This window comes from Polaribacter sp. WD7 (genome assembly GCF_003335085.1).
Taxonomy (GTDB): Bacteria; Bacteroidota; Bacteroidia; order Flavobacteriales; family Flavobacteriaceae; genus Polaribacter.
Genome location: NZ_QPEJ01000001.1, coordinates 1 through 1,024, shown reverse-complemented (window position 1 = coordinate 1,024; position 1,024 = coordinate 1). Strand labels below are relative to the sequence as shown.

Genomic DNA, 1,024 nt, shown 5'->3' with positions numbered 1-1,024 from the left:
AACGTGAGTTCGACTTAACTTATATCTATATTAGGCAAAAATCTTTGAATTTTAATACTAGGTTTCTTGTCAAGGAAAGAGTAAGCTGTTAAACCTGCGATTAAATTCCCTAAAAAGTTATCAAATGATCGATGTCTAGAATGTTCTATCTGGCAAGTATTTTTTAGCACATCGTTTACAGATTCTATAATTGCTCTTTTTCTAAGATAAACTTTATCCATAAAATCGAGTGCCTTTTTCTTCATATTCTTTCTTAATTTGGTTACTAAATGAATACCATCAACAAATAATTTATCAAATAAATCTTTACCCAAATACCCCTTATCACCATATATTTTCCCAAAGATTTTATCGTGAAAGTTTTTATTTTTAAGTGGATATCTATCATCTACATTTGCTTTTGTTATCAGGAAATCTATAATTTGCCCCTTGTCATTGCTGACTAAATGTAATTTAAAGCCATAAAACCAACCTAATGTTCCATAACTTTTCTCAGCAATCCCTTGAAATACTTTGTGCTGTTTTTCTCTTTTGTAATGGCATACTTTAATAGCGGTAGAATCGATAAAAGAAATACCTGAACATTTGCCTAAACCAAAAAGCTTTAAATAGACAGCTAAAGGTTGAATTACTGATTTTTGTAATTCAACAAAACGATTATAAGAAACTAAATCTGGGAAGTAATCACTCATATGTTTAGAGACATAATATAGATAAAAGTGCTTTAGATTACGATGGGATTTTAAATGAAAAATAACCATAATAGTCATTATCTCACTTTTACTCATTTTGAATTTTCTATTACGTTTTTTTGTAGGTGAACCATCACAAACACTGTTTTTATCTAGAATTGAGTTAAATTCTTTCGTAAAATCATCAAAAGAACAGAAAATTTCTATAATTTTATCGTCAGAAATCATAAGCAGAGTATTTGTTAATAAATTGAAATTCAGTACTTTAATTTACTAAATATTCTGCTTTTTTCATAATAATAAATCATCTATTTTACATCGAACTCACGTTA

The 1,024-nt window shown here is 27.7% G+C and carries 1 protein-coding gene; it reads right to left on the bottom strand.

Features of this window, described 5'->3' with window-relative positions; translation table 11 throughout:
• Positions 1-14 precede the first annotated feature (14 nt).
• The gene (locus DUT90_RS00005; RefSeq protein ID WP_114424670.1) at positions 15-920 is read right to left on the bottom strand and encodes an IS982 family transposase; all 906 of its coding nucleotides are present in this window, start codon (positions 918-920) and stop codon (positions 15-17) included.
• Positions 921-1,024: the final 104 nt, after the last annotated feature.

Bases quoted from the DNA above. Each gene is read 5' to 3' on its own strand.
- DUT90_RS00005 (WP_114424670.1), bottom strand. From the start codon at position 920: ATGATTTCTGACGATAAAATTATAGAAATTTTCTGTTCTTTTGATGAT.